10 protein-coding genes are annotated in these 23304 nt (G+C 70.1%); 8 read left to right on the plus strand and 2 right to left on the minus strand.

Features of this window, described 5'->3' with window-relative positions; translation table 11 throughout:
• The first annotated feature begins 56 nt into the window (after positions 1-56).
• Positions 57-2366, plus strand: a complete 2310-nt coding sequence (locus ACH4U8_RS04255) for an MMPL family transporter (protein ID WP_395775786.1) — start codon at positions 57-59, stop codon at positions 2364-2366.
• 124 nt (positions 2367-2490) lie between these two features.
• On the opposite strand, the gene ACH4U8_RS04260 is transcribed toward ACH4U8_RS04255, so the two are convergent.
• Positions 2491-3690, minus strand: a complete 1200-nt coding sequence (locus ACH4U8_RS04260; RefSeq protein ID WP_395775787.1) for an Ig-like domain-containing protein — start codon at positions 3688-3690, stop codon at positions 2491-2493.
• A gap of 368 nt (positions 3691-4058) precedes the next feature.
• Positions 4059-6671 carry an alpha-glucan family phosphorylase gene (gene glgP, locus ACH4U8_RS04265; RefSeq protein ID WP_360317253.1) on the minus strand — a complete coding sequence of 871 codons (2613 nt, stop codon included), beginning with the start codon at positions 6669-6671 and terminating at the stop codon, positions 4059-4061.
• Positions 6672-7090: 419 nt separating this feature from the next.
• Between glgP and ACH4U8_RS04270 the strand changes: the two genes are divergently transcribed.
• The 7 genes from ACH4U8_RS04270 to ACH4U8_RS04300 all read left to right on the plus strand — a co-directional run bounded on the left by ACH4U8_RS04270 (position 7091) and on the right by ACH4U8_RS04300 (position 23258).
• Positions 7091-9367 carry an alpha-1,4-glucan--maltose-1-phosphate maltosyltransferase gene (locus ACH4U8_RS04270; protein ID WP_395775788.1) on the plus strand — a complete coding sequence of 759 codons (2277 nt, stop codon included), beginning with the start codon at positions 7091-7093 and terminating at the stop codon, positions 9365-9367.
• Complete coding sequence (gene treS, locus ACH4U8_RS04275) at positions 9364-11058, plus strand: maltose alpha-D-glucosyltransferase (protein ID WP_360317247.1); 1695 nt, start codon at positions 9364-9366, stop codon at positions 11056-11058. The genes ACH4U8_RS04270 and treS overlap by 4 nt, the downstream gene beginning before the upstream one ends.
• Before the next feature lie 38 nt (positions 11059-11096).
• Positions 11097-12506 carry a maltokinase gene (locus tag ACH4U8_RS04280; RefSeq protein ID WP_360317244.1) on the plus strand — a complete coding sequence of 470 codons (1410 nt, stop codon included), beginning with the start codon at positions 11097-11099 and terminating at the stop codon, positions 12504-12506.
• A gap of 48 nt (positions 12507-12554) precedes the next feature.
• Positions 12555-14834 carry a 1,4-alpha-glucan branching protein GlgB gene (glgB, locus tag ACH4U8_RS04285; RefSeq protein WP_395775789.1) on the plus strand — a complete coding sequence of 760 codons (2280 nt, stop codon included), beginning with the start codon at positions 12555-12557 and terminating at the stop codon, positions 14832-14834.
• A 179-nt stretch (positions 14835-15013) separates the two neighbouring features.
• Positions 15014-15340: a hypothetical protein gene (locus tag ACH4U8_RS04290; RefSeq protein WP_360317238.1), complete on the plus strand. Its 327-nt coding sequence runs from the start codon at positions 15014-15016 to the stop codon at positions 15338-15340.
• Positions 15340-22773 carry a toxin glutamine deamidase domain-containing protein gene (locus ACH4U8_RS04295; protein ID WP_395775790.1) on the plus strand — a complete coding sequence of 2478 codons (7434 nt, stop codon included), beginning with the start codon at positions 15340-15342 and terminating at the stop codon, positions 22771-22773. The genes ACH4U8_RS04290 and ACH4U8_RS04295 overlap by 1 nt, the downstream gene beginning before the upstream one ends.
• Positions 22770-23258 carry an SMI1/KNR4 family protein gene (locus ACH4U8_RS04300; RefSeq protein WP_360317234.1) on the plus strand — a complete coding sequence of 163 codons (489 nt, stop codon included), beginning with the start codon at positions 22770-22772 and terminating at the stop codon, positions 23256-23258. The genes ACH4U8_RS04295 and ACH4U8_RS04300 overlap by 4 nt, the downstream gene beginning before the upstream one ends.
• Positions 23259-23304: the final 46 nt, after the last annotated feature.

A 23304-nucleotide genomic window follows, 5' to 3' on the forward strand; every position in this document is an offset into this window, starting at 1 on the left:
GGCGGAGAAGGAAAATGATCCGTAGAACAACCGCGTTCGCCACTCGTCATCGATGGATGACCATTATCGTCTGGGCGGTATTCGGTCTCGCCCTGACCGCCGTCGGGCAACCATTGATGAACAGCGTCACCGATTCTTCGACCGGCGACTTCCTGCCGAAGAAATACGACTCGGCAGCGGCTCTCCAGATCGCCGAGAAGAAGTTCGACGAAAAGCCGGACCCGAATATGGTGACCGTGCTGGTGGCCCGTGCGGACGGCGCCAAGATCGGCCCGGCGGACCAGAAGAAGGTCGCCGACACCGCGGCGGCGCTGGCCGGGAAGAAGATCGAGGCGGAGCCGGAGCAGTTCGCCAAGGACTTCTCGCAGACCCCGCGCTACACCCCCGGGGTGGTGGCTCCGGACGGGACGTTCCAGCTCGTCTCGATGTCCTTGAGCGGCAATATGAACGACGTCGGTCTCCAGGACGTCTATCGGGATGCCCGTGATCTGGCGAAGACCGATTACGAGGCCGCCGGATTCCGGATCGGATTCACCGGTGGTCTCGCGACCACGATCGACAACATGGACGAGACGGAGGACACCGAGGCCCTCGTCGGCATGTTGACGATGGGTCTGATCATCCTGCTGAACGTGGTGGTCTTCCGCAGTGTCCTGGCCGCTCTGTTGCCGCTGCTCGCGGTGACGATGATCGGCGGTGTGGCCACCGGCGCGGTGGCCGGCAGCGCGAAGCTGTTGGACATCAAGCTGGACCCGTCCGTGCCGTCGCTGATCACCGTGGTGCTCCTGGGTATCGGCATCGACTACTTCCTGTTCCTGATGTTCCGCTTCCGCGAGCAACTGCGCGCCAACCCCGATCAGGACAAGCGCGAGGCCGCCAGGATCACCGCCGGCAAGGTGGGCAACGCGATCACCTGCGCGGCGCTGACCATCGTGGCGGCGTTCGCCACCCTGGGCATCGCCAGCTTCGGTCAGTTCAAGGTGCTCGGCCCGGCCATCGCGGTCTCGGTGCTGGTGGCCCTGCTCGGCAGCCTGACCCTGATGCCCGCGCTGCTCGCGGTCACCGGTCGTGGGATGTTCTGGCCGGCCCGGGCCTGGAAGAAGGAGCGCCCGGCGGGCTTCGCCGCCCGACTGGGTGAGCAGGTCAGCGCCCGTCCGGTGCGCTGCCTGGTCGGCAGCCTGGTCCTGCTGGGCGCGCTCGGCGCCGGTGTGGTCGGCGTCAAGATGAGCTACGACCAGGAGGGGCAGCCCACCACCAACGCGACCAGGACCGCCGACGAGATCTCCCGCTCGCTCCCGGCGGGCGTGTCCGACCCGCACACCGTCTACGTGCAGACCAAGGCCGGCGGCAAGCTCGACGCCCGCTCGCTGACCGGGCTGACCGGTGCGCTGGGCAAGGTCGAGGGTGTCGGCCAGGTCGCCAAGCCGATCCTCAACCCGGACGGTTCGGCCGCTCGGATCGATGTGTTCCTGGCCGCGAAGGCCGACTCGCAGAAGGCGCGTGACCTGATCACCGGCCCGGTCCGGGGCACCATCGCGAAGAACACCCCGGCCGGCGCCGAGGCGCACATCACCGGAACGGCGGCGATCTTCGCCGACGTGTCGGCCTCGGTGAACAAGGACCTCAAGCTGGTCTTCCCGGTGGCTGCGATCCTGATCGCGCTGATCCTGTTCCTGTTGCTGCGCTCGCTGCTGGCGCCGCTCGTGCTGATGCTCGCGGTCGGATTGGGCTTCGTGGCCACCCTGGGCGCCGGCACGCTGGTCTTCCAGCACATGATCGGCCGGCCCGGTGTCTCCTTCACCCTGCCGCTGGTGTTGTTCCTGTTCGTGGTCGCGCTGGGCACCGACTACAACATCCTGATGAGCGACCGGCTCCGTGAGGAGATGGACAAGCCCATCCCGGCCCGCAAGGCGGTGGCCAAGGCGGTCGAGCACACCGCGCCCGCGATCGCCACGGCCGGACTCGTCCTGGCCGGCTCGTTCGCCAGCCTGGCGGCCAGCCCCGCGACCGCCGAGATCGGCTTCGCCACCGCGGTGGGCATCCTGCTCTCCTCGATGTTGCTCTCCGTCGTCCTGGTGCCCTCGATCGCCGCGATCCTGGGCCGGGGCCTGTGGTGGCCGCGCCGAGGCGGCAAGAACAAAGGGCACGGCGGCGGGACGGGCACGCCCGAGGCGTACGACCACCAGGACCGCACGCTGGTGACCGAGCCGCAGATGGCCGGCGGCTACGGGCCCACGCCGTACCAGGGACAGCAGAACTACCAGGCGCAGCAGCCCTACCCCGGGCAGCAGCCGTACCCGGGACAGCAGCCCTACCCCGGGCAGCCGTACCCGCAGCACTACCGCCCGGACCAGCCGCACGGCTGACCGAGCCGCGGGCTCGCCCCCGCAACGCGACACCCGACCCGAAGGGGGCGGCGCCGGTGACCCGGCACCGCCCCCTTCGGGCGTACACGTCCCGCGATGCGGGGCGAAGGAACGATCGAGCCGATCAGCTCGCCGCCGTCCAGCCCGCCCAGTCCATCGACCAACCGCTCCAGCCGTTGTCGGCGGCGATCACCTTGTCGGGCGAGTTGACCACCTCGACCACGTCGCCGATCAGGGATTCCTTGTAGAACCACGCGGCGGCCATGTTCGGGTCGCCGCCGCCCTTGACGTCCTGCAGGCTCACGCAGCCGTGGCTGGTGTTCTCCTTGCCGAACGGTGGCGGGTCACGCCAGTAGTTGCCGTGCACGTAGGTGCCGCTGACGCTCAGCCGCATGCCGTGCGGCACGTCCTTGATGTCGTACACGCCCTTGCCCAGGCCCACCGTCTGGGAGTCCATGTGCACGGTGGCTTCCTTGGACATGATGGTCATCTTGCCGTTGTACGTGGTGTTCTCCGGGTCGCCCAGGCTGGCCGGCAGCTTCTTGAGCAGCGCGCCGTCCCGGGTGACGGTCAGCGTGTGCGCGCTGTTGTCGGCGACGCTGGTCTGCGCCCGGCCGACGGTGAAGGAGACCTCCTTCTTCTGCTTGCCGTAGACGCCCGGCGAGGTCTGCTTGCCGTCCAGGTCCAGGTGCAGGGTCACCTTCGTGCCGGGCTTCCAGTACTGCTCCGGGCGGAAGTCCAGCCGCTGGTTGCCGAACCAGTGCCCCTTGACCTCGACCGCGGGCTCCGCTGTGACGGTGACGGACCGGTTCACCACCGCCTTGTCCTTGACCGGCTTGGTGAACTCCAGCGAGACGATCATTCCGACGCCGTACGTCTCGTTCGCGTCGATGTTGAACACGCCGTAGTTGGTGTTCTCCGGGGTCAACGTGGTGAACGAGGACTGCAGCGCGGAGACCAGCCCGGCGGCGTCGGTCGCGGTCGCGGACACCGCGTACTTGGTGCCGGTCTGCAGCGCCGCCGAAGGCGCCCAACTGCTCCCGTCCGGCGAGATGACGCCCTCGACCGGCTTGCCGCCCTCGGAGCCGGTCACGGTGACGGCGGTCAGCTTGCCGGCGCCGACACTCACCTTCAGCACGCCGTCGGTGGCCACCGCGGTCGCGCCGTCCTTGGGGACGATGGTCACCACGGCCTGAGAGGTCTTCGGCGCGCCGTCACCGGTGGGCGCCTTGGTCTGGGCGACCGACTCGACTTTGTCGTCCTTCTTGTCCTTCTTCGCGTCCCCGCCGCCGCACGCCCCCGCGCCCAGAAGCGCGACACACACCGCGAGCGCCGGCAGGGCCCTGCGTATCCGTCGTCGCGAGCGAGGTCTCCGTGCACCCGAACCGGATGTCGCCCCTGCTGCCGTGCTGGGCATCGATCTCCCTAAGTCGCCGCTTTACCAGAGGAGATGACGATATTTCCCACCCCCGCCGTTACGAGCCGGCGGTATGAGCTGGATCACCCTCCCCGGTGCGAAACCGTACCCGCGAATCGACCGTCCACGAGTCGACCGTCCGCGAGCCGGATCCCGACGAGCGGACTCGGCGCGCGGATGCCCCGGCCCCCGCCTCACCGCGCCCACGGCCCTGTGACGCGCCTCGGGCCCCGTCGTCCCGAAGGACGGCGGGGCCCGAGGGCGTGGTCACCGCGTCAGCGCAGCGGCATGCCCTCCGGGAAGCCCTCGCTCTCCGGCGGTGCCGCGATCAGGCCGAGTTCGGCCGGGCTCGCGAGCAGCGCGTGGGTCGGCATCACCCGGACGGTGTAGCCGAACGGGCCGGTGCGATCCAGGGCCAGGGAGCCCTCGTAGAACCAGCGGCCGTGCTCGTCCCGTCGACCCGCCTTCAGCGGCGCGACCGTCGCCTCCACGATCCGGTCCGAGTCGTCGACCCGACCGTGCACGACCTGGACCTCGACGTCGACGGGCGCGAGTTCGCCCAGCGAGACGAAGACCCGCAGGTTCAGCGTGTTGCCGACCTCGGGGGCGTCCCCTATCCCGCCCGACTCCACGTGATCGACCCGTACGCCGGCCCAGGACCGCCGCACGTGTGCCTTCCACTCGGCCAACTCCCGCGCGGCCGACCCGATGATCGCCCGACCGGCGGACGCCGCCGGCGCGTACAGCACGTCGACGTAGTCCTTGACCATCCTGTCCGCGAGCACCTTCGGGCCGAGCGTGGACAGCGTGTGCCGGACCATTTCCAGCCATCGGGTCGGCAGGCCCTCGGGCCCCCGATCGTAGAACCGGGCCGCGACCGAGTTCTCGATCAGGTCGTACAGCGCCGCCGCCTCCAGGTCGTCCCGACGGTCGACGTCGGTGATCCCGTCGGCGGTCGGGATCGCCCACCCGTTCGAGCCGTCGTACCACTCGTCCCACCACCCGTCCAGGATGGACAGGTTCAGGCAGCCGTTCAGAGCGGCCTTCATCCCGGAGGTGCCGCACGCCTCCAGCGGGCGCAGCGGGTTGTTCAGCCACACGTCGCACCCGGGGTACAGGTGCTGGGCCATCGCGATGTCGTAGTCCGGCAGGAACACGATCCGGTGCCGCACGTCCTCGCGGTCGGCGAACCGCACCAGCTCCTGGATCAGCCGTTTGCCACCCTCGTCGGCCGGGTGCGCCTTGCCCGCGATCACGATCTGCACCGGCCGCTCGGGGTGCAGCAACATCCCGCGCAGTCTGGCCGGATCCCGCAACATCAGGGTGAGTCGTTTGTACGACGGCACCCGCCGGGCGAACCCGATGGTCAGCACGTCCGGATCGAGCACCTGCTCGATCCAGCCCAATTCCGCGTCGCCCGCGCCACGTTGCTTCCAGGACGCGTGCAGCCGCAGGCGGGCCTCGGTGACCAGCTTCGCGCGCAGCGCCCGGCGCAGCTCCCAGAGCGAGCCCGGCGACAACCGGTCGATCGCCGCCCAGGCCGAGGGATCCTCGGTGAGTTCGACGCCGGTTTCGCGGGCCGCCAGGTCGAGCACGTCGGCATCCACCCACGTGGGCGCGTGTACGCCGTTCGTGATCGAGGTAATCGGTACCTCGGTGGTGTCGAAGCCCGGCCACAGGCCGTCGAACATGCCCCGGCTGACCCGTCCGTGCAACTTGCTCACGCCATTGGCCCGTTGGGCGAGCCGCAGCCCCATCACGGCCATGTTGAACACGCCCGGGTCGCCGTCCGGGTAGGTCTCCGCGCCCAGCGCGAGGACCCGGTCCACCGGAACCCCCGGACAAGCGAGGTCGCCGCCGAAATGTCGCTGGATCTGGTCGCGTCCGAACCGGTCGATGCCGGCCGGAACGGGCGTGTGCGTGGTGAACACCGTGCCCGCCCGGACGGCTTCCAGGGCCGCGTCGAAATCCGACCCCTCGGCCTGGGTGAACTCGCGGATCCGCTCGATGCCCAGGAAGCCGGCGTGGCCCTCGTTGGTGTGGAAGACCTCGGGTGCCGGATGACCGGTGATCTCGCAAAAAGCCCGCAAAGCCCGCACCCCGCCGATGCCCAGCAGCATCTCCTGATGCAAGCGATGTTCGCTCGTGCCGCCGTACAGCCGGTCGGTCACCTCGCGTTCGGCGGGCTCGTTCTCCTCGATGTCCGAGTCCAACAGGAGCAGTGGCACCCGACCGACCTGGGCCTTCCAGATCCGCGCGTGCAACTCACCCGTCGGGAGTCCGATAACCACCCGTGCGGGTGCACCGTCGGCACCCCGAAGGAGGGTCAGTGGCAACTCGTTGGGGTCCAGCAGGGGATAGCGCTCCTGCTGCCAACCGTCCCGGGAGAGGGACTGCCGGAAGTACCCGTGGCGGTACATCAGGCCGACACCCACGATCGGCACACCCAGGTCGCTGGCGGCCTTGAGGTGGTCTCCCGCGAGGATGCCCAAACCGCCGCTGTACTGCGGAAGTGCCGCGGTGATGCCGTACTCCGGCGAGAAGTACGCGATCGCCGCCGGCGGCGCATCCGCACTTGTACCGGGCTCCGACAGGGTTTGGTACCAACGAGGTCCGGTCAGGTATTCGTGCAGGTCTTCGGCCGCCACCCGCAGTCGGGCGAGGAAGCGGCGGTCGTCGGCGAGGGCGCCGAGTTTGTCGTTCGGCACGGTGCCGAGCAGGCGGACGGGGTCTCGGCCGACCGAGGCCCAGGTGTCCGGATCGATCGACTCGAACAGGTCGCGGGTCTCCGCATGCCAGGACCAGCGGAGGTTCATCGCCAGTTCACCCAGTGGCTCCAGCGGAGCGGGCAGAACCGTACGCACGGTGAATCTGCGGATTGCTCTCACGCTGCGACCCTAGCCGGAAGGCGGCAGAACTTGCGACAGTGGATGCAGTGCGCTTGCAAAGCCGGCAAGATCTTGCGGATGGGTCTGGGGGCGTTTTTACACCATATGGACCGTGCCCCGAGCGACTCGATGATCGTTGAACAGCCGGGTCCTTCCGTCCCGCCGTACCGCGGACACACCAGACATCCACCGTCCACGGTCGCGGGCCGGGCCCCACCCGGTCCCCGCCTGGTGGTCGCGTCACGAGCAATGGCCGCCGCGCAGCGGTGAGAGGTGGACCCGAGCGATCCCACCGGTCGCCGCCGGGTCGGTTTTCCGCCACTCCCGGGTCCGGCAATCGGGGAATCGAGTGGGTTTCCGTACGGGTGTATCGCGCGCGATGCGCACGGGATGCCCGTCCGTGGGTACAGGAGTTCGGCATGACCAGTTCGGCTGAGAAGGACCCCGGGGGCGCCCGCGCACCCCGGGCGGGACAGGTCGCGGCCGGCAAGGCCGCGGCACGGAAGACGACCGCCGGGAAGCCGCGGGCCGCCGGGCCCGCGACCACGCCGGCCGCCACATCGGCCGCCCGAACACCGGCGGCCGGCCCGGCCACGACCGAGGCGGGCCCGGTGCGGCCGGAGCAGGCGAACCGCACCACCGCGACCACGGCCGGCACCAAGTCGGCGACGCGGGCCGGGAGATCGGCCAAACCGGTGACGCCGCGCATCGGGCGCATCCCGATCCTCGACGTCGAACCGGCCGTCGACGGCGGCACCCGACCGGCCCGGGCGGTCCCGGGCGAGACGTTCCACGTGGGCGCCACGGTCTTTCGCGAGGGGCACGACGCGGTGGCCGCGAACGTCGTCCTGCGCGACCCGCGCGGGCGGCCGGGCCCGCTCACCCCGATGCTCCCGGGCGCGCCCGGGACCGACCGGGTGCACGCGAGCGTCACGCCGACCACCGAGGGCCTGTGGTCCTACGCGGTCGAGGCGTGGGGCGACCCGATCGCCACGTGGCGGCATGCGGCCGGCATCAAGGTCCCGGCCGGCCTGGAGGTCGAGCTGATGCTGGAGGAGGGCGCGCAGTTGCTGGAGCGGGCCGCCGCCGGCGTGCCCAAGAAGGACGGCCTGCGGGCGATCGTGCTGGCCGCGGTGGACGCGGTCCGAGACGACACGCGCAGCCCCGCCGCGCGGTTGGCCGCGGCCCGTTCCGCCGCGCTGGACGAGGTGTTGGGCAGTCATCCGCTGCGCGAGTTGCTCACCACGTCGGCCCGCTATCCGCTGCGTGTCGAGCGCGAGCGCGCGCTGTACGGCGCGTGGTACGAGTTCTTCCCGCGCTCCGAGGGCGCGGTGGTGGACCCGACCGGCAAGCACCCGCCGCGCAGCGGCACCTTCCGGACCGCGATGGAACGCCTGCCGCAGATCGCCGCAATGGGCTTCGACGTGGTCTACCTGCCACCGATTCACCCGATCGGGGACGCGTTCCGCAAGGGGCCCAACAACACGCTCGACGCCGGTGAGCACGATCCCGGCTCGCCGTGGGCGATCGGCTCGCCCGCGGGCGGTCACGACGCGATCCACCCCGAACTGGGCACGATCGAGGACTTCGACGCGTTCGTGGCCCGGGCCGGCGAACTGCGGATGGAGGTCGCGCTGGACTTCGCGCTCCAGGTCTCCCCCGACCACCCGTGGGTCGCCAAGCACCCGGAGTGGTTCCGGCACCGCGCCGACGGCACCATCGCCTACGCGGAGAACCCGCCCAAGAAGTACCAGGACATCTACCCGATCGACTTCGACACCGACTTCGAGGGTCTGGTCGCCGAGACGTTGCGGGTGTTGCGGCACTGGATGGCGCACGGCGTGCGGATCTTCCGGGTGGACAACCCGCACACCAAGCCGGTGGCGTTCTGGGAACAGGTGATCGCCACGATCAACGCGAGCGATCCGGACGTGCTCTTCCTGGCCGAGGCGTTCACCCGACCGGCGATGATGCGCACCCTGGCCAAGGTCGGCTTCCAGCAGTCCTACACGTACTTCACCTGGCGCAACGGCAAGGACGAACTTCAGGAGTACCTCACCGAGTTGACCACCGGCGAGGCGTCCGCCTACATGCGGCCGAACTTCTTCGTGAACACGCCCGACATCCTGCACGCCTACCTTCAGTACGGCGGGCCGGCCGCGTTTCGGATCCGGGCCCTGCTGGCCGCCACGCTGTCCCCTTCGTGGGGGGTCTATTCGGGCTTCGAGTTGTACGAGGACCTGGCGGTCAAGGCCGGCAGCGAGGAGTACCACGACTCGGAGAAGTACCAGTTGCGCCCGCGCGACTGGGCCGGCGCCGAACGCGAGGGCCGCTCGCTGGCGCCGTACCTGACCACGCTGAACCGGATGCGCCGACGCCACCCGAGTCTGCAACATCTGCGAAACCTAACCTTCCATCATGTGGACGACGATGCGGTCATGGCCTACTCCAAGCGCACCCGTGTGGGTGACGTCGACGACCTGGTCCTGGTCGTGGTGAACCTGGATCCGCACCACACGCACGAGGCGACCGTCGCGCTGGACCTGCCCGCCCTGGGGCTGGACTGGCAGGACACCTTCGCGGTGCAGGACGAGTTCACCGGAGCCGGTTATCGCTGGGGTCGGCACAACTACGTGCGGCTGGATCCCGCGCACGAGCCCGCGCATCTCTTCTCGGTCCGGAGGAACAGCCCGTGATCGTCAACGAACCCGTCCGCGACACCTTCGACGACACCCCGTCGCGGGATCGCGATCCCCTGTGGTTCAAGCGAGCCGTCTTCTACGAGGTTCTCGTGCGGTCCTTCCAGGACAGCAACGGGGACGGGGTGGGCGACCTGAAGGGCCTGACCCAGAAGCTGGACTACCTCCAGTGGCTGGGCGTCGACTGCCTGTGGTTGCCGCCGTTCTTCGCCTCGCCGCTGCGCGACGGCGGCTACGACGTGGCGGACTACACCGCGGTGCTGCCCGAGTTCGGCGACCTCGCGGACTTCGTCGAGTTCGTCGACTCGGCGCACAAGCGCGGCATGCGGGTGGTGATCGACTTCGTGATGAACCATACGAGCGATCAACACATGTGGTTCCAGGAGTCGCGGAACAACCCGGACGGGCCGTACGGCGACTACTACATGTGGGCCGACGACGACAAGGCGTACGGCGACGCCCGGATCATCTTCGTCGACACCGAGTCGTCCAACTGGACCTACGACCCGGTGCGCAAGCAGTACTTCTTCCACCGCTTCTTCGGCCACCAGCCCGATCTCAACTACGAGAACCCGCGGGTACAGGAGGAGATGCTCGCCGGGCTGCGGTTCTGGCTGGACCTGGGCATCGACGGGTTCCGGCTGGACGCGGTGCCGTACCTGTTCGCGCAGGAGGGCACCAACTGCGAGAACCTGCCCGCCACCCACGAGTTCCTCAAGCGGGTGCGCAAGGAGATCGACGACAAGTATCCGGACACCGTGCTCCTGGCCGAGGCCAACCAGTGGCCCGAGGACGTGGTGGACTACTTCGGCGACGGCGACGAATGCCACATGGCGTTCCACTTCCCGGTGATGCCGCGCATCTTCATGGCGGTGCGCCGCGAATCTCGCTACCCGGTCTCGGAGATCCTGGCCGGCACGCCGTCCATCCCGAACAACTGCCAATGGGGCATCTTCCTCCGCAACCACGACGAGCTCACCCTCGAAATGGTCACGGACGAGGAACGCGACTACATGTACAAGGAGTACGCGAAGGACCCGCGCATGCGGGCCAACGTGGGCATCCGCCGTCGGCTCGCGCCGTTGCTGGACAACGACCGCAACCAGATCGAGCTGTTCACGGCGCTGCTGCTGTCGCTGCCGGGCTCGCCCGTCCTGTACTACGGCGACGAGATCGGCATGGGGGACAACATCTGGCTCGGCGACCGCGACGGTGTGCGCACGCCGATGCAGTGGACCCCGGATCGCAACGCGGGCTTCTCCACGTGCGACCCGGGTCGGCTGTACCTGCCGAACATCATGGACCCGGTCTACGGCTACCAGGTCACCAACGTCGAGGCACAGATGTCCAACGCCTCGTCGCTGCTGCACTGGACCCGCCGGATGATCGAGGTCCGCAAGCAGAACCCGGCCTTCGGGCTCGGTGTGTACAACGAGCTGACCTCGTCCAATCCCAGCGTGCTGGCGTTCCTTCGCGAATACGAGGACGACATCGTGCTGTGTGTTCACAACTTCTCGCGCTTCGCCCAGCCCACCGAGTTGGACCTGCGGCAGTTCGAGACGTACGAACCGGTCGAGCTGCTCGGGGGGGTGACGTTCCCGGCGATCGGTGAGCTGCCGTATCTGCTCACCCTCGCGGGGCACGGTTTCTATTGGTTCCGCCTCACCCGTGGAGAAATGACGCTGTGACGGATTCCACCCGACCCCACGATCCGACTGCCTCCGCCGTGATCGCTCTGCTGCGCGACTGGCTGCCGCAGCAGAGATGGTTCGCCGGCAAGGGCCGGCCTCTTCGTGGGGCCGGCGTGGTCCACAGCCTCGAAGTGGTCTCCGGCGATCCCGCGCTGCACCACATGTTGCTGCGGGTCGACCACGGCGGCACGCCCGAGCACTACCAACTCCTGCTGGGGGTCCGCGAGACCCTGCCGGGCCGACTCACGCACGCGGTGATCGGCCGGCTGCCCAACGGCAACAGCCTCTACGACGCGGTGCACGACGCGGAACTGACCCGGTGGTTGCCGGAACGGTTCGTCGCGGCGGACACCGCAGGCCCACTGGGCTTCCACCGCCCCGGCGCGCAGGCCCCCGACCCCGAGCACGTCGGGCTGGTGATCGGCGCCGAGCAGTCGAACACGTCGATCATCTTCGGCGACGACGTGATCCTCAAGCTGTTCCGCCGCGTGGTGCCCGGGGTCAACCCGGACCTGGAGGTCTCGCTCGCGCTGGCGGGCGCGGGTTCGCGGCGGATCCCCGCGCCGATCGCGTGGTTCGACATGCCGTTCCCGGACGCGGACGCCGAGCCGACCACGCTCGGCCTGCTCCAGGAATACCTGCGCACCGGCACCGACGGATGGGAGCTGGCCAAGACCTCGGTACGCGACCTGTACGCCGGCCAGGAGGTGCGCGGCGCCGGTCCGCACGCACACGAGACCGGTGGCGACTTCGCCGGCGAGTCCTTCCGGCTCGGCGCGGCCACCGCCGAGGTGCACGCCGACCTGGCCCGCTCGCTGCCCACGGCGGTGGCGGGCGAGGCGGAGCTGGCCGCGATCGCCCGGGACATGGAGCGCCGGTTGCACGCGGCGGCCGAGGCGGTGCCGGAGCTGGCGCCGTTCACCGACCGGCTGCGCGAGGCGTACCGGGATCTGGAGACGCTGGGCCGGGACGGGCATCCGGTCCCGTTGCAGCGCATCCACGGCGACTTCCACCTCGGCCAGGTGATGCGCACCGCCACCCGGTGGGTGTTGCTCGACTTCGAGGGCGAACCGGCCCGGCCGTTGAGCGAACGGCGCTCGCTGCACTCGCCGCTGCGCGACATCGCGGCGATGTTGCGCTCGTTCGACTACGCGGCCCGGCATCTGCTGGCCGGTGGCAACGGGTTCTGGGGGCGCGGGGCGCCCGCGCCGCACCTGGTGCACCGTGCGGAGGAATGGGCCACCCGCAACCGGGAAGCCTTCTGTGCGGGGTACGCCGACGCGGGCTCGCTCGACCCCCATTCCGAGCCCGTGCTGTTGCGGGCCTTCGAGACCGACAAGGCCGTGTACGAGGTCATGTACGAGTCGGGCAACCGACCCTCGTGGCTACCGGTTCCGATGTCGGCGATCCGGCGCCTGGCCGAGCGTGCGCCGCAGCCGCACTGACGAACCGTCGATTCCCGTTCAGCACCAACGTCTCAGGAGGTCCCATCCGTGACGGCCCGTCAGGACTTCAGCGCGTCACCCGAGGGCGGCGGGGTCACCGGCCGCCCCACCCGGAGTCGGGACAAGCGCCCCCGATCCCGCCCGACCGGCACCCCCGTCGTACCGCCGACCGCCGGCGAGGAGTTGCGCCGCCTGGTGGACGGCGCTCACCACGATCCGCACGCACTGCTCGGCCCGCACCCGAACGTGCCCGGCGTCGACGGCGTGGTGGTGCGGGTGCTGCGGCCGTGGGCCCGCGAGGTGTTCGTGGTCACCGGCGAGCGCCGGGTCGAGCTGACCCACGAGGCGGAGGGCCTGTTCAGCGGCGTCGTGCCGGGTGATCAGGTGCCCGACTATCGGCTGGAGATCCGTTACGAGGGCACCGAACTGCACACGGACGATCCGTACCGGTTCCTGCCCACCCTGGGCGAGTTCGACATACACCTCATCTCCGAGGGCCGGCACGAGCGGCTGTGGGAGGTGCTCGGCGCGCACGTGCGCTCGTACGAGACCCCGAACGGGCCCGTCGCCGGCACCTCGTTCGCGGTCTGGGCCCCGAACGCGCAGGGCGTGCGGGTGGTGGGCGACTTCAACTACTGGGACGGCATCGGGCACCCGATGCGTTCGCTCGGCTCGTCCGGGGTGTGGGAGTTGTTCGTCCCCGACGTCGGCGACGGCACCAAGTACAAGTACGAGATCCTCGGTCGGGACGGGGTGTCCCGGCAAAAGGCCGACCCGCTGGCCTTCGCGACCGAACTGCCGCCCTCGACCGCGTCGGTCGTGCACACCTCGGCCTACTCGTGGTCGGACAAGGAGTGGTTGGAAAAGCGGGCCGGGGTCACCCACCACACCTCGGCGATGAGTGTGTACGAGATCCATCTCGGCTCGTGGCGGCCGGGCCTGAGTTACCTGCAACTCGCCGAGCAGTTGCCCGCCTACGTCACCGAGATGGGCTTCACGCACGTCGAACTGCTGCCGGTGGCCGAACACCCGTACGGGCCGTCCTGGGGCTACCAGGTGTCCTCGTACTACGCGCCCACGTCGCGGTTCGGCAGTCCCGACGAGTTCCGTCACCTGATCGACGCGCTGCACCGCGCGGGCATCGGCGTGCTGGTGGACTGGGTGCCGGCGCACTTCCCCAAGGACGACTGGGCGCTGGCCCGGTTCGACGGGACGCCGCTGTACGAGCACCCTGATCCGCGTCGGGGCGAACATCCCGACTGGGGCACGCTGGTCTTCGACTACGGCCGCAACGAGGTGCGCAACTTCCTGGTCGCCAACGCGGTCTACTGGTGCGAGGAGTTCCACATCGACGGGCTGCGGGTGGACGCGGTCGCCTCGATGCTCTACCTGGACTACTCGCGCGAACACGGCCAGTGGGCGCCCAACCAACACGGCGGCCGGGAGAACCTGGACGCGGTGGCCTTCCTCCAGGAGATGAACGCGACGCTGTACCGGCGGGTGCCGGGCGTGCTCACCATCGCCGAGGAGTCCACCGCGTGGGACGGGGTGACCCGCTCCACCGACGGCGGCGGGCTCGGCTTCGGCTTCAAGTGGAACATGGGCTGGATGCACGACTCGCTGGAGTACATCCAGAAGGAGCCGATCCACCGGCAACATCACCACAACGAGATCACCTTCTCGCTGATGTACGCGTGGAGCGAGAACTACATCCTGCCGATCAGCCACGACGAGGTGGTGCACGGCAAACGCTCGCTGGTGGACAAGATGCCGGGCGACCGCTGGCAGCAGATGGCGAACGTGCGCGCCTACCTGGCCTTCATGTGGGCCCATCCGGGCAAGCAGTTGTTGTTCATGGGCTCGGAATTCGGCCACGGCGCCGAGTGGTCGGAGGCACGCGGCCTGGACTGGTGGTTGCTGGACCACGAGGAGCACCGGGGCATCCAGCGGCTGGTCCGCGACCTCAACACCACGTATCGGGGCAGGTCCGCGCTGTGGACGCAGGACACCCGCCCGGAGGGCTTCTCCTGGATCGACGGCGGGGACGCGGCGTCCAATGTGTTGTCCTTCATCCGACTCGGTGCGGCCGGTGAGCAGTTGCTCTGTGTGTGCAATTTCTCCCCGGTGGTCCGGGAGGACTTCCGGGTGGGTCTGCCGCACGCGGGTCGCTGGCGTGAGGTGCTCAACACCGATGCCGACGGCTACGGCGGCGCGAACGTGGGCAATCAAGGCGAGATCCTGGCCGTCGACGGGGAATGGCAGGGTCGACCGGCCTCCGCGACGATGACGCTGCCCCCACTGGCCACCGTCTGGTTTGTCCCCGAATAACATGTGAAGTACCTTCCGGGGGCCGACGTTCGATCCGGAACGTCGACCCCCGGAAACGTGACACTCCGGCGAATCGTGAATTAGTGTCTTGCCTTCATGCCCCCGGAAGACGTCCTGTCCGGAACCTGCCGGGGACCGTGCGACAGCCAGAGAGACACGGAACACGGGGGTGTTCTCACATGACGGCGGACGCGGGTACGGGATACAAGGCCCTTCCCTCGGACTTCAAGACGGCGGGCAAGGCTTTCACGGACGCGGGAAGGCGCGTCGGTGAGATACGGGCGACGCTCAAGACGTCCATCGAGGGTCTCGGCGAATGCTGGGGCGACGACGATCTCGGCAACGGGTTCGCGAAGGAGTACAAGCCGGCCCGGGACAAGGTGCTCGAAGCGCTCGAAGCACTCGCCAAGGGTCTCGGCGAGATCGGCAAGGGCTTGGACACGTCCGCCGGCAACTACCAGAAGACCGAGGACCACAACCGCGAGAGCTTCGGTGGCAAGGCCTGATGGCGGTCGAAGCGGGGGAAATCGTCGAGAAGGTCCTCGAACTGCTGGTCGGTGTCGACTGGCCGGAGGGCGACGAGGACAAGTGTGAGGCGCTGGGCAACGCGTGGGAACACGCCGCCGGCGAACTCGCCAAGGTCGCGGGGGACCTGGCCGCGGCGGTCAACAAGCTCAACGCCGCCAACGAGGGCAAGGGCATGGAAGCCTTCCTTCGGATGTGGGACAAGCTGAGCAAGGGCGAGAAGGCGTTCTTCCCGGCCCTGGAAGGGGCTTCCAAGGCACTCGGCGGCGCGGCGGACGACACGAGTGACACGATCTACGCCACCAAGATCGAGTTCGTCACGATGGCGACCATCCAGGGCGCGGCCATCCTGGCCCAGATCGCGGCGGCTCCGATCACCCTGGGCATCACCGCCGGAACCGCCGCGGCCTCGACCGCCGCGCTGCGCTTCTCGTTCATGCAGGTGCTGCGCCGGATGCTGGGGCGGATCGAGGCGTCCATGGTGCGCCGACTGCTCAAGAACGTCGCCCTCGAGGCACTCTCCGAGGTGCGCGACGACATCATCTCCCAGTTCATCCACATGACCTGGGGCTCGCAGGACGGCTACTCGATCAAGCAGACCGCGCTGGCCGCGGGCGGCGGCGCGGCCGGCGGCCTGGCCGCGATCGGCGTGAACGGCCTCGGCAAGAAGGTCTTCGGCGAGGGCGCCGACGTGGGCATCAAGGGCGTCACCACCTCGCTGACCTCCAATGTGAGCGCCGAGGTCGCCGGCACGCTGGCCACCGGCGGTCCGGTGAACTGGGAGACCTTCGCCAGTGGTGGCCTGGGCGGTGCGACCGACCACGGCGCGTCCAAGCTCGGCGACCGGGTCAGCGGCGCGTTCAACACCCCCGGCCTCGACCCTTCGGGCCTCGGCGGGCCGAACCTGGGCGGCAACAACGGGCCGGTGACCGGCGGCAACAGAATCGATTCGACGCTCAACCCGGACGGCGGGGGCGGCGGGAACTCCGGGAACGGCGGCGGGGGCGGCGGGTCGAACGGCTCGGGCGGGTCCAACGGAGGCGGCGGCGGGAACGGCGGCGGGTCCAACGGCTCGTCGGGCGGATCGAACGGGGGCGGGGGCGGCAACGGCGGGTCGACCGGGAACGGTGGCCAGAACGGCGGGTCGCACCATTCGTCCGGGAACTCGGGAGACTCCGGGAACTCGGGTGGGAATTCCGGGGGGAACTCCGGGGGGAACTCCGGGAATTCCGGGGGGAACTCGGGCGGGAACTCGGGGAACTCCGGTCAGCACGGGAACTCGGGTGGCAACTCCGGTAGCTCCGGCGGGAATTCCGGCAACTCCGGTGGCGGTGGCGGCAACACGGGCGGGGACTACCGGCCCTCGCACACCCCCGTCGCGACCCAGAACGCCTCGGCCGCGGCGCCGCCGGTGACGGACGCGCCGGCGGGAGTGACCGGCCACAGCGGCGACGCGCCGCGCGGCGTACCGGGCCACGACGGCGGCTCCTCGCAGAACAACTCGTATGTACAGGCGCCGCCGAGCGGCGGTCAGCAGCCGGGTGGCATGCCCGCCGGCGGTACGCCGGGCGGTGGCAACGCGTCGCCGATGGGCGGCTCGGCGACCGTGACCGGCTCCGCCGCCCCGAGTGGTGGTTCGCCGTCCATGGGCGGCGGGCCGACGGGCGGCAGCCCGACCGGCGGCGGGCCTTCCGGCGGCGGCGTGCAGACCACGACGGCGTCCACGAGCACCGCGTCCACCTCGAGCGGTTCGTCCTCGATCGGCTCGCCGTCCTCGTCCACGACGCCGTCGACGTCCGGTCCGAGCACGACGACCAACGTGTCGACGACGAGCACGACGGCTGCGACGACCGCAGCGGCGAGCACAGGTGCGACCACGGCCACAAGTGCGGGCACCGGGACGGGTACCAACCCGGGTACCGGTGCCGGTACGACGTCCAACTCCGGTGCCAACAACGGCACTTCGGCCACCACGAACTCCACCGGTACGCCGACCGCGACCCGACCGACGGGCGCCGCGACGCCGACCACCGGCGGCCCGACCGGCCCGACGCCCGGCTCGACCACTCCGAACTCGGCTTCCTCGAACGGTACTTCGCCGACCACCGGGACGACACCGAGCAACACCTCGCCGGACACGAGCCGCATTCCCGGCCAACGCCAGGACGGCTCGGCCGGCAACACCCCCAACCACGCGACCGACCCGAACGGGAGCACGCCGGACCGGACGCCGGGATCGACGACGGACCCGAACACGGACCCGACGCCGGACCACGACGCGAACCCGACGCCGGAAGGCCACACGGATCCGAACCGGGACGCCCGACCGGACCCGACCGCCGACCCGAAGTCCGACCCGACGCCGGAGAACCGGTCGGACCCGACGCCCGACGCGACCCCGGAGACCCGGCCGGAATCGCGGCCCGAGTCGACGCCCGACCCGACGTCGGACCCGACGACCGACCGGACCTCCGACCCGACGCCCGAGCCCACCTCGGACGCCCGACAGGACCCGACCGGCGACACCACGCCGGAACACCGACAGGATGCCGAGCCGGACCCGGCCGCGGACCCGACGCCGGACACCCGCCAGGATCCGAACCACGACCCGAATCAGGATCCGAACCAGGATCCGAACCGGGACACCAACCTCACCGCCGAGCCGACGATCGCCGGCCCCACCACCGACCCCGCGCGGGACTCCGCGCCGCGTTCGGAGCAGGACGGCACACCGACCCGGGACGGCGGCGGTGTCGGCATCCTGAACCTGACACCGGCCGGCAACCCGACGGGCCCCCGCCCCGGCACACCGGGCAACCCGGATCCGAGCGGTCGGGTCGACAACGCGGTGGGCGGACTCGGCGACCGGATCCGCAACCTCTTCGGCCGAGGCCCGAACACCTCGCCGACCGTCGATCCGAGCACCCGACCGGAGCCGAACACCACCTACGACTCGACTCCGTACGCGAACTCGCCGGCCACGACCGACGCGAACCCGCGGCCCGACCGGCCGGACGCACCACGGAATCCGACCAGTCCGATCGCCGATCGTCCGCAGCTCAACGACGGCCGCCCGCTGTACGAGCCCGGCGGCCTGATGCCGCCGAGCGTGAGCGACCAGTCCGTGCTGAACGTCGCCGTGCCACGCAACGCCGACGGTACGCCGCAGGTGCACCCGGACCCGCGCGACGGCCACTGGTTCGGGCTCCAGAACGACGGCGGCACCCAGGTGCCCGGCCGCGACAACAACTGCGTCGACGCCGTACTGGCCTTCGGCAACACCTGGTTCGGCCGACCGGAGGTGGCCGCGCCGCGCATCCCCGGTGAAACGACCGGCGAGGTCGGCGCCCCGGAGCGGGCCCAGCGCGAGCTCGGCACGAACTGGACCCCGCTCGCCCGGCGCCCGGACGGCAGCACCGACACCGCCGGCGCGTACGGCGACATCGAGGCACGGCTGCGTGACGCGGGGCCGGGCGCGATGACGTACATCGTCACGTCCAGGCCGACCGAGCCGAGGGTGAATCCGGACGGCACCATCGAGACCGGCCAGGTCTCGCACGCGTGGGCCGCGATCAACGTGGACGGCGAAGTCCTGTGGGTCGACCCGCAGTCGGGCGAGGTCATGCCCGAGCCGTATCCGGACCAGAATCGGGTCTGGGCGATCGCGGTGGACGCGAACGCGCAGCCGATCGACATGTCGCTGCCGCCGACCACGCAGTCCGCCGACCCGACCGCGCAACCTGCCCCGCAGTCGAACTCGCAGCAGCCGGAGACCGATTCGGCGCCGCAAACGACGCCCGACCGGGACGCCGGCACGCCCGACACGACCGCCGACCCGACGACCGACCCGGCAGCCGAGCCGACCACCGACCGGGCGACCGAGCCGACCGCCGACTCGCACCGGGACCCGGCCGGCGACACCACGTCGGACGCCACTCCCGACCCGACGTCGGACCCGACGTCGGACCCGGCGCCGGAGACGACACCGCGCACCGACCCGAATGCCGCCGCGGACCCGACGCCGGATCCGACCTCGGATTCCGACCTCGACCCCGCCCGGGACCCGGCTCCGGACCAGGACGCGAGCCCGACGCCGGATGGGCGCACCGATGCCACGCCGGACCCGACGCACCCGGACACCACCCCCGACCAAACGGTCGACCGGACGCCGGAGCAGACCGCCGACCCGACGCCGGACGGACACACCGATCCGACCTCGGACCAGGACACCTCCCCGAACCCCGACCCGGCCTCGGACCAGGACACCTCCCCCAACCCCGCCCCCGCCGGGCAGCCGGACCTGGCCTCGCATCCGACCCCGGACGCGACACCCACCCCGGCTCGGGACGGCAACGGCGACACCACCGTCGACCCGACCCCGCAGCCGGGCGGACCGGTCACCACGACGACGCCCGGCGCGGCGGTGCGGCCGAATCAGGCCGGCCCGTTCCGCAACACGATCCAGCGTCTCGGCGACCGGATGCGCGGCCTGGTCGGTCGCGGCCCGAACGTCCCGACCGGCCCGAACCACACCGGTCCGACGGCTCCCCCGCCGCACCAGCCCGGCCCGTACAACCAGAACCACAACGGGCCGTCCCCCTACAACGGGACGCCGTACGGCAACGCGCCGGTCGCGAACAACCCGTACGCGCAGCCGATGCCGCACCACGCCCCACCGGCCGCCCCGGCCAGTCCGATCGCGAACCGCCCACCGCTGTCCGCGGGGCGACCGTTCAACCAGCCCGGCGGCCTGCTTCCGCCCAACTGGAGCGACGCCGCAGCGCTGAACAACGCGGTGCCGCGCAACCCGGACGGCACCCCGGTCGTGCACCCGGACCCGCGCAACGGTCGGTGGTTCCGGCTGCAGAACGACGGCGGGATCCAGGTGCCCGGCCGCAACATCAACTGCCTGGACGGTGTCCTGGCGTTCGGCCGCACCTGGTTCGGGCGACCGGAGGTGTCCGCGGCCCGCATGCCGGGCGAGAACACCGGTGAAACCGACGGCATGGCGCGCGCTGGGCAGGAGACGAACGCGCCGTGGAGCCGACTGGGCGTCAACCCGGACGGCTCGAACAACCCGGCCGCCGGTTTCGCCGAGTTGGAGGCGGCGTTGCGGGCCTCGGGCCCCGGCTCGATCTCCTACATCGTCACCGAGTGGCCGGACCGCAACGAGGTCCAGCCGGACGGCTCGGTCAAGGTCGTGCGGAGTTCGCATGCCTGGGCCGCGGTCAACATCGGCGGCCACGTCCTCTACGTCGACCCGCAGACGGGCCAGACCAGCGACTTCCCGCAGCCGAACGCGACCAGCGTCTACGCCATCACGCTGGACCCGAACGCCCAGCCGATCTCGATGACGGCCCCGCCGGTCACTCAGCCCGTCGCTCCGCCACCTCCGCCGGCACCGCCGCTGCCGCACCACCAGCAGCAGCAACCCCCGGTCAACCCGTACAACCAGCACCCGGTGCAGCCCAACCCGTACCAGCAGCAGCCCCCGGTCCAGCCGAGCCCGTACACCCAGCAGCAGCCGGGCCCGTACGCACAACCGCACCACCAGCAGCCGGTCCAAACGAACCCCTACAACCAGCAGCCGGTGCAGCCGACCCCGTACACCCAGCACCAGCAGCAACAACCGGGGCCGTACAACCAGCAACCGCCGCACCAGCCCGCTCCCCACCAGCAGACACCGGTACAGCCAAACCCGTACAACCAGCAGCAACAGCCGGGCCCGTATGCACAACCGCACCACCAGCAGCCGGTCCAAACGAACCCGTACAACCAGCAACCGGTGCAGCCGACTCCGTACAACCAGCCGCACCAGCCCGCTCCCCACCACCAGGCCCCGGTACAGCCGAACCCGTACAACCAGCCGCCCCAGCAACCGGGGCCCTACAACCAACCCGGCCCGCACCAGCAGCAGCCGGTCCAGAACAACCCGTACAACCAGCAACCGGTCCACCCGGCCCCGCACAACCCACCACCGGTGCAGCCCGCGCCGCACCAGCAACAACCGTTCCAGACCGGCCCGGTCCACCCGGCCCCGCACAACCCACCGCCGGTCCAGCCCGCGCCGCACCAGCAACAGCCCTTCCAGACCGGCCCGGTCCACCCCGCGCCCGGCGATCTGCCGACGAACGTCACGGGGCCGATGCCGGGTTCGCTGCCGAACCCGACCGGGCCCGGCAACAACCCGAATCCGGCGACGAACCCGGCCGCGACGCCGGCCACCCCGCCGCCGCCGAGGCACGCCCAGAACAACCCGCCGGCTCCGATCGACACCACGCCACCGCTGGTGTCGCCGATGCGCCCCAACCCGAGGCCGCTCGGCGAGCCCGCGACCACGGCGAGCCCGACCGGCGACCGGCCGACCACGCACGACGGTCGGCGCGACGACATCGAGCGCGAGGTCGCGGCCTTCATGGCGACCCGGCCGGCGGCGGAGAGCTTCGACCCCAACGCCGCGGCGAACCCCAACCCCACACCGGCTCCGAGCAACGGCACGCCCCCGAGCAATCCGAACCCGCCGAAGCCCGACGACGTCCGCGGCGGCCAGTCGCCGTACGACCTCGCCGCCCCGCGCGATCCGTCCTTCATGGCGGACCGCGCGGACCTGACCTGGGACACCCATCGTGGTGACGCCGAGTTCGAGATGCCGCAGAGCGTGCGCTCGGACAACCCGCACCCGGACACCGGCGCACCGCCGCGGACCAACCTCAACCGGGCCAAGCTCCTGCGCATGTTCGACGGCAACGGCATCGACGCGTTGGTCAACCACCCGACGCCCGAGGACCTCACCAGTGCCGAGCGGCAGGCCCGGGACGAGTTCGACCGACTGTTGCGCGGGGACAACGGGGAGCTGCTGACCGGAGCCGACCTGGACGCGCGCCGTGCCGAGTTGGCGACGCGTGGCCGGGTCATGACCGGCGCACCTCGCTACCCGATCAACTCGGGGTACGCGGGCCAGATCGTGCACTTCGCAAGCCCGACGCTGGCCAACCACTTCCCCGACGGCGTCTATATCAATCTCCAGGGTTATCCGGACTTCACCCCCTACGCGGTGCGCACGATCAATCTTCCGCACACCGTCGTCACTCCGCCCGAGCGCAGCAGTTTCCCGCCCGGCCCGGACGGCACCAAGAAATTCAAGGAAGCCCGCGCGGAAGCGAACGACGAACAGCGCAAGCTGGATATTCGCCAGGGCAATGCGGAGTTCCGGAACGATCCGATGTGGAACGGCGTGCGATCCGGCCGCACCGCGCCGGGTTACGTCTGGCACCACGTCGAGGGCACACGAACCATGATGCTCATACCGTTCGCAGTACACTACGCGGTGAAACATCACGGCGGGATCGCCAGTGCCATGGCCCCCACCCCCTCGACCAATACCTCGACCGGCAACCCTGGAGCACAACCGTGACCGTCGAATTGACGCCGCGAGGAACACTCTCGGAAGAAGCCCTGCGCGAACTCGAAGCAAAACTCGGGTTCGCCCTGCCGGCCGAGTATCGGGCCTGGCTGGCCGCGACCAACGGCGCCGATTTCCCGGTCGCCGCCCAGCTCATGCCGCGCGGCCTGGACCCCGAGGACGATCTCTACGGCTATCGGACCGGCGGTGACCCGCACACCGAGTTGCTCTATGCGCACGGCTATTGCCGGGACGTACTCACCCTGGATTATCTGCCGGTCACCCGACTCACCACCGGAATGGTGGCGATCAAGGTCACCGAGCCGGAATCCGGCTCCCTCTGGTATTGGAGCGAATCGACGCTCGACACCGACGAGGAATACACCCCGGAATACATCTCGGCCAACAATCTGCGCAAGGTGGCCGATACGTTCGCCCAATTCCTGGAGCTGTGGGAGATCGATCCGACCTCCCCGTTCCTGGATCCCGAATTCTGAGGTGGGAGCGATGACACCCGACCCCGCCTCGACGGAATACCGGACG

This window comes from Embleya sp. NPDC020886 (assembly GCF_044333915.1).
Lineage (GTDB): Bacteria > Actinomycetota > Actinomycetes > Streptomycetales > Streptomycetaceae > Embleya.

Excerpts from the sequence above, each read along its gene's own strand:
- ACH4U8_RS04290 (WP_360317238.1), top strand. The coding sequence starts at position 15,014 with ATGACGGCGGACGCGGGTACGGGATACAAGGCCCTTCCCTCGGACTTC.
- ACH4U8_RS04295 (WP_395775790.1), top strand. The coding sequence starts at position 15,340 with ATGGCGGTCGAAGCGGGGGAAATCGTCGAGAAGGTCCTCGAACTGCTG.
- ACH4U8_RS04255 (WP_395775786.1), top strand. The coding sequence starts at position 57 with ATGACCATTATCGTCTGGGCGGTATTCGGTCTCGCCCTGACCGCCGTC.
- ACH4U8_RS04270 (WP_395775788.1), top strand. The coding sequence starts at position 7,091 with ATGACCAGTTCGGCTGAGAAGGACCCCGGGGGCGCCCGCGCACCCCGG.